Below are 6,577 nucleotides of genomic sequence, written 5' to 3'. Positions count from 1 at the left end.
GCCTCTGCCTCACGGCACTGCTCCGACGGCCGTTGCACCGCCATTGTCTCGTGCGACTCCCCGTCCTCCGAGAGGTGCTCCCCTTTTCCTTTCTCCACCGCCGCGCACGGGCATTCCGGATGGGCCCGGATCGGCCGCGCATGCCAGTGGAGACCAGGGACGGAGACCTCCCAGCGCGCTCCGGCGCTCGACGGGACCCGGCCGTCCAGGAAGGCGAGCGCGTGCGCGGCCGCGAGGCCGGCCACGGTCGTAGCGAGCGTCAGGCCGCAGGGCCGGACCTGCCGCTGTCTGCCGGAGCGCCACTGGGCGACCAGGCGCGGCCAGGTCGGGTCCCGGTCGGCGCGGCCTTCCTGCAGACACCCCGCGCAGCTCGTCTCCCCGGGCAGCACGAGGGGGCCGACCACGCCGGTCCCCTCCACCACACCGGCGTACAGATGGGGTGTCCCGGAAGCCATCAGCGGCTCGGCGGCGGCCGGGTCGGGCGCATGCACGGCGACATCGTCCCGCGGGGCGATGATCACCAGCGAGAATCCCGGGTCGCCCGCCCCCGGGGAGGTCTGGGCCGTCGCGCGGCGCGGCGGCCGGTCCGGAGCCGCCCGGCGCACGGCACGGCGGGCAGACTCGTCCCTGCGATCGCCGACGGACTCCGCCGAAAGCCCGCCCGGCGCGACGTCCCACGGCTCCACACGGCCACCGTCGAGCACGTCCACCTCGCCCACGCCGGCCCCGGCCAGGAGCGAGGCCAGTACGGCACCCACCCGGCCCGCGCCCCGCACCTGCACGCGCTGCGAGCGGCGGGCCGCCAACTGCCCGATCGCGTCACCGGGGGCCGAGGTCGTCAGGGACAGGGAGGCCAGGTCGGGGCGCAACCGGTCGAGGACTTCCTTCTTCTTCCGCAGGGCGTCGGCGGCCGGCCCGCCGCCCCGGGCGTCGTCCAGCAGCCCGGCCCGAGCGAGCTCCCGCACCAGCCTGTCGACATGACCGTCGGGCAGGTCCATACGACGCCCCTCCTCACGCAGGAGCTCCAGCCCCCGCGTGCCGTTCAACAGGTCGAGGAAGCTGCCCGTCGCCAGGTCCATCGGGCCGAGTGTCATGGCATGAGCCGGTGTCATCCCGAACTGAACGGTGTTGAGGTCGCGCCAGCCGCGCCTGAGCGCTGGTTTCACCATTGCATGCATGACAGGCCCCCGTATCTTGTAGATCGTCCCCGTATGCCGGCGAGCGAGGCTGCCGGCCCGGGCAGGTGACGCCGAGGCCGGTTGCAAGCAGGGTCCGTGCGCAGACCCGACCCGAGCGCAGGCCGAACCCGAGCGCGGAAGCGGTCCCTGGTCCGGACCGGCCCCGCCATCGCTTCGCCGACGAGATCCAGCATGCCCAAACCCGCCGCCGGCTGCCGAAAGTTGTCCACAGGCGCGGGTGTTCGTCGTACAAATCCGGCGGCCGGTGGGGGTGGCGGCACCGAACCGTCCCGGAGCCGGGACTTCCCCGTGTGCAGCGGGTAACGTCGGGGCGTGCCCGCCGACCCACTGCACCGCGCCGGAACGCCACACCGCAGCACGACGAGCCAGCCGCCTAGCGGCTCGGGGGCGAGCGCGATCGAGGTCCGCAGGAGCGCCCGCCGACGCAGAACGGTCTCCGCGTACCGCGAGGGCGATCGCACCGTGGTGCTCATCCCCGCCCGCATGTCCGAGGCGGAGGAGCAGCGCTGGGTGAACGTCATGCTCGACAAGCTGGCCGCCCAGGAGAGCAAGCGGGCCCTCGGTGACGCCGAGCTGGCCGAGCGGGCCCGGCGCCTGTCGGACCAGTACTTCGACGGACGGGCCCGGCCCGTGTCGGTGCGGTGGGTGACCAACCAGAACACGCGCTGGGGGTCCTGCACCCCCGCCGAGGGCAGCATCCGCCTCTCGCACCGCCTCCAGGGCATGCCCGAGTACGTCGTCGACTACGTCCTCGTCCACGAACTCGCCCATCTGCTCGTCCCCGGACACGGACCACGCTTCTGGGAACTCCTCACGGCTTATCCGCGCACGGAGCGGGCCCGGGGATACCTCGAAGGCGTCGTAGCCGCCGAGCGGTTGCCCCATGTACCCGGCGCGCGGGGTGAGAGCCCCGCGGGGTGACCGACCGCTTTCCGTGAGCGAACAGCCGATACGGCCGAGCGGACGTTCTGTACCGGCTCTGTACCGACCTCGTCCGGTGTCCGAGTTTGCCGTTAGCCTGGCGCGACGCAATCACGTTCTGGATGGGGGACGGTCGTTACGCATGGCCAGGGAATTCCAACGCGGCCACAAGGCCAGGATCAGTGACCTCACCGCGGGCACGGATCTGTACGTAGGTGTGCAGATCGCCGGTCCCGGACTGAGCTTCGACATCAGCTGCTTCGGCCTCGACGCCGACGAACGGCTCTCGGACGACCGGTACTTCGTCTTCTTCAACCAGCCGAAGTCCCCCGAGGAGTCCATTCAGCTCCTGGGAGCCCAGGCGGGCGACACGGAGTCCTTCCGGGTGACGCTCGACCGGATCCCGTCGCAGATCCAGAAGCTGTCCTTCACAGCGACGATCGACGGCGCCGGCCAGATGTCGCAGATCGCCTCCGGCTACATCCGCATCGTCGCGGGTGGCGAGGAGGTGGCGCGCTACTCCTTCAACGGCTCGGAGTTCTCCACCGAACGGGCCGTGATGCTGGGCGACTTCTACCTGAAGGACGTCTGGCGGTTCGCCGCGGTCGGGCAGGGCTTCGACGGCGGTCTGGACGCGCTGCTACAGAACTTCGGCGGCGAGGTGGCCGAGGAGGAGACGCCCGCGCCCGCCCCGCAGCAGCCGCAGGCGGGCGCCGCCCCGGGCTTCGCCCCGCCCGCGTTCGGCGTCCCCGTCACTCCGGAACCCGCCCCGGCCCCCGCCCCGGCCCCCGCACCGGCGGCGCCTCCGGCTCCCGCTCCCCAGCCCGCAACGCAGGGCTTCGCGCCCCCGCCCGGCGCCACCCCGCCTCCGGCTCCGGCGCCCGCACCCCAGATGCACGCCGCCCCGACCATCGTCGCGCCCTTGCACACCCCGCCCGGCGGCTCCCAGGTGCCGCCTCCGGCCCCGGCGCCCGCGCCGTACGGCCAGCCGGGCCAGCAGCCGCCGCAGTACGGTCAGGTCCCCGGTCAGACGGCCCCGCCGCCGCCCGGCTACGGTCAGCCCCAGGCGCCCCACGCCCCGGCTCCGCCGCCCGGCTACGGCCAGCCCACGCCGCCCCAGGGGTACGGACAGCAGCAGCCGCCCTTCGGTCAGGCGCCTTACGGAGCCCCGCAGGGCGCCCCTCAAGGCGCTCCCCAGGGCCACGGTGTGTCCGCCGCGCTCCAGCAGTTCAAGGAGACCCCCACAGGGCAGCGCTGGACGCAGCAGAACAAGAAGCTCGTCCGCGTCGACCTCGGCGTCGGCGGACAGCCCGTGCTGGCCCGGCAGGGCAGCATGGTGCTCTACCAGGGCAAGGTCGACTTCAGCTACAAGGGCGCCGGATTCGCCGGCCGGATCGTGGGCAACGCGACCGGCCAGGAGATGCAGCTGATGCGCTGCACGGGCCAGGGGCAGGTGTTCCTCGCCGAGAACTCGACCATGCTGCACCCCCTCGAGCTGCAGGGCGACGCCGTCTGCGTCTCTGCCGAGAACGTCCTCGCGTTCGACGAGAGCCTCACCTACGAGGTCCGCCGCATCGAGGGCCACGGCATCCCCGGGGGCGCGCTGTTCACCATGCAGTTCCAGGGCACGGGCACCATCGTCGTGAAGACGCACGGCACGCCCGTGGTGCTGCCCGTCACGCCCACCACGTTCGCCGACTGCAACGCCGTGGTCGCCTGGTCGGCCGCCGCCCAGGTCGTCGTCTCCAGCCAGGTGCGGATGCGGCGCAACGCCTACCCCGGTGACACGGGGGAGAGCGTGAACCTCCAGTTCCGGGGAGCGCCCGGGAACTTCATCGTCGTCCAGCCGTACGAGGTCTGAGGGAGCCCGACATGACACAGCAGCTCGCGGGCCACGCCCCCGCGCCCGTCACCGCCCGCATGGAGAACCACGGCAACCACATGCTGAAGGTCGCCATGCAGACCGGGAACGACCTCCTCGCGCGCGTGGGGTCGATGGTCGCCTACGAAGGGTTCGTCCAGTACGAGCCCAACCCGCCCGCCGTGCGCCAGATCGCCAAGGACTGGATGACCGGCGAAGGCGCGCCCCTGATGAAGTGCTCCGGCGACGGCCTGCTCTACCTCGCCGACTACGGGGCGAACGTCGTCGTGATCAACCTCAACGGCGACGGCATCTCCGTCAACGCCACCAACCTGCTCGCCTTCGACGCCCACCTCACGTGGGGCGTGGAGCGGGTCAAGGGCCTGGCGAAGTTCGCCGGACAGGGTCTGTGGAACACCAAGATCTCCGGGCAGGGCTGGGTCGCGCTGACCTCCCGGGGCAAGCCCATCGTCGTCGACTGCGGAGGCGGCGAGGACGAGACCTACGTCGACCCCGACGCGCTCGTCGCCTGGTCACCGAACCTCAAGGTGAAGGGCAAGCGCAGTTTCCGGGCCCAGTCGCTGATCGGCCGCGGCAGCGGCGAGGCCTACCAAATGGCCTTCTCCGGTCAGGGCATCGTCGTCGTCCAGCCCAGCGAGGACAGCACCGACCGCCTCCGGGTCCGGGGCTGAGGGGGAGCCACACGCCATGCAGAGCCCGATTTTCGCCTACAACGAGCAGCAGACCCAGGAACGCTGGAGCCTGCAGAACAAGCAGATGCTGCGCGTCGCCCTGGAGGGCCACCACGACATCCTGGCCCGCAAGGGCACGATGGTCGCCTACCAGGGCCTCGTCGAGTTCGACGCCGAGTTCCAGAGCAACCAGCAGTCACGCGCGCGTGCGCAGACCGGGGAGGGCCTGGACCTGATGCGCTGCCACGGGCAGGGCACGGTCTACCTCGCCAACCTCAAGCAGCACGTCCACGTCATGGAGGTGGACCAGGACGGCCTCACCGTCGACAGCAGCTACGTGCTGGCGATGGACTCCTCCCTGCACCACGAGGTCATCGCCGTGGACAGCCTGTACGGCATCGCCGGTTCAGGGAAGTACCAGCTCAACATCACCGGCCGGGGCAAGGTCGCCCTGATGACCTCCGGCATGCCGCTGGCGCTGCAGGTGACGCCCGACAAGTACGTCAACTGCGACGCCGACGCGATCGTCGCCTGGTCGACGAGCCTGCGGGTGCAGATGCAGGCCCAGACGCACTCCTCCGGGGTGTGGCGGCGGCGCGGCAGCACCGGCGAGGGCTGGGAGCTGAGCTTCATGGGCACCGGCTTCGCGCTCGTCCAGCCGAGCGAACTGCTGCCGCCGCAGAACGCCCAGATCGGCTCGGGCCTCGCCGCGCAGTACGGCATGGGCCAGCAGGGAGCGCGGGGGCAGAACCAGGGCAACGTCTGGAGCTGAGCGAGCGCTCCGCGGGGTTCGGCCGATTCAGGTCGGGGGCTGTGCGCTCTCGTCTCAGCCAGCGGGCCGTCTGTGCTCGATCGCGCAGTCCCCGCGCCTCTGAGGGGGCGCTGCCACTGTCAACATAAAGGTAAGGGGCGACCGCCAAGGCGGGCGCCCCTTACCTTTATGTTCAGGCCCCGAGTCTCGCGCGGGTCGCCGCCAGCAGTTGGACGACCGACTCGTCCGCCACCTCGGCCACCTCGTCGTACCCGAACCAGCGCACGTCGAGCGACTCTTCACTGATCGCGTGCGCGGCGTCCGGGGGTGCCACGACCGCGTACTGGACATCGAAGTGGCAGTGGCACGGAGGCGGGATCGGATGCCGGTCCAGGCGCACCGGGCCGCCGGGCAGCAGGGAGAGACCCGGGACGCCGGACTCCTCCGTCGCCTCACGCAGGGCCGCGTCCGCCAGGCAGGCGTCACCGGGCTCGCAGTGGCCGCCCATCTGCAGCCACATCCGCAGCTTCTTGTGCAGGGTCAGCAGCACCCGGCCGCCCTCGGGGTCGATCACCAGGGCGCTCGCCGTGATGTGACCCGCGTGGCAGGCCTTCCACAGGCCGTCGGGGTGCTCCGCCAGGTGGTCCAGATAGGCCTGGCGCAGCTCCGTCTGGTCCTCGTACCCCTTCAGCACGAGGACCGCGTCGTCGTGCAGGCTCACCCGGCGTCGTCGCCCTTGCTCTTGTCCTCGGCGTCGCCCTCGCCCTCGCCCTTCTTCTTCAGGTCGGGCTTGTCCGCCGCCTCGCCGAGCATCTTGTCCAGCTCGGAGAAGTCGATCTGCTCGCGGTGCACGAAACCGTCCGGGTCGTCCAGGTCGGTCGCCGTCGGCAGCATGTCCGGGTGGTGCCACAGGGCGTCCCGGCCGTCGACACCGCGCGCGTCCGTGAGCGAGGCCCACAAACGGGAGGCGTCCCGCAGACGACGCGGGCGCAGCTCCAGACCGATCAGCGTGGCAAACGTCTGCTCGGCAGGACCGCCCGAGGCGCGGCGGCGGCGCAGCGTCTCGCGCAGGGCGTCGGCGGATGCCAGGCGGGGTTTCGCAGCGGCGTGGACCACCGCGTCCACCCAGCCCTCCACGAGCGCCAGAGCCGTC

At 71.7% G+C, this 6,577-nt stretch carries 7 protein-coding genes; 4 read left to right on the top strand and 3 right to left on the bottom strand.

Annotated features, from left to right (window positions below; all coding sequences use genetic code 11):
* On the bottom strand, nucleotides 1-1,178 hold a 1,178-nt coding region (locus ABZ281_RS31815), incomplete at its 3' end, for a ThiF family adenylyltransferase (protein ID WP_356661108.1).
* A 333-nt stretch (nucleotides 1,179-1,511) separates the two neighbouring features.
* Here ABZ281_RS31815 and ABZ281_RS31810 point away from each other — a divergent pair.
* The 4 genes from ABZ281_RS31810 (at nucleotide 1,512) to ABZ281_RS31795 (ending at nucleotide 5,445) form a co-directional block, all read left to right on the top strand.
* Complete coding sequence (locus ABZ281_RS31810) at nucleotides 1,512-2,120, top strand: M48 family metallopeptidase (protein WP_184908783.1); 609 nt, start codon at nucleotides 1,512-1,514, stop codon at nucleotides 2,118-2,120.
* A 142-nt stretch (nucleotides 2,121-2,262) separates the two neighbouring features.
* Nucleotides 2,263-3,981: a TerD family protein gene (locus ABZ281_RS31805; RefSeq protein WP_356661106.1), complete on the top strand. Its 1,719-nt coding sequence runs from the start codon at nucleotides 2,263-2,265 to the stop codon at nucleotides 3,979-3,981.
* 11 nt (nucleotides 3,982-3,992) lie between these two features.
* Nucleotides 3,993-4,673, top strand: coding sequence for an AIM24 family protein (locus ABZ281_RS31800; protein ID WP_031112077.1), 681 nt, complete (start codon nucleotides 3,993-3,995; stop codon nucleotides 4,671-4,673).
* Between the two features lie 16 nt (nucleotides 4,674-4,689).
* Nucleotides 4,690-5,445, top strand: coding sequence for an AIM24 family protein (locus tag ABZ281_RS31795; RefSeq protein WP_356661104.1), 756 nt, complete (start codon nucleotides 4,690-4,692; stop codon nucleotides 5,443-5,445).
* 172 nt (nucleotides 5,446-5,617) lie between these two features.
* Here ABZ281_RS31795 and ABZ281_RS31790 read toward each other — a convergent pair whose 3' ends face one another.
* Together ABZ281_RS31790 and ABZ281_RS31785 are read right to left on the bottom strand one after the other, a co-directional pair.
* Nucleotides 5,618-6,145, bottom strand: coding sequence for an NUDIX hydrolase (locus ABZ281_RS31790; protein ID WP_356661102.1), 528 nt, complete (start codon nucleotides 6,143-6,145; stop codon nucleotides 5,618-5,620).
* On the bottom strand, nucleotides 6,142-6,577 hold a 436-nt coding region (locus tag ABZ281_RS31785; protein WP_356661100.1), incomplete at its 5' end, for a zinc-dependent metalloprotease. The genes ABZ281_RS31785 and ABZ281_RS31790, both read right to left, overlap by 4 nt.

Source organism: Streptomyces sp. NPDC006265, assembly GCF_040613555.1.
Taxonomy (GTDB): domain Bacteria; phylum Actinomycetota; class Actinomycetes; order Streptomycetales; family Streptomycetaceae; genus Streptomyces.
This window is presented reverse-complemented; position numbering and strand designations above follow the sequence as displayed.

Excerpts from the sequence above, each read along its gene's own strand:
- ABZ281_RS31805 (WP_356661106.1), top strand. The coding sequence starts at position 2,263 with ATGGCCAGGGAATTCCAACGCGGCCACAAGGCCAGGATCAGTGACCTC.
- ABZ281_RS31800 (WP_031112077.1), top strand. The coding sequence starts at position 3,993 with ATGACACAGCAGCTCGCGGGCCACGCCCCCGCGCCCGTCACCGCCCGC.
- ABZ281_RS31795 (WP_356661104.1), top strand. The coding sequence starts at position 4,690 with ATGCAGAGCCCGATTTTCGCCTACAACGAGCAGCAGACCCAGGAACGC.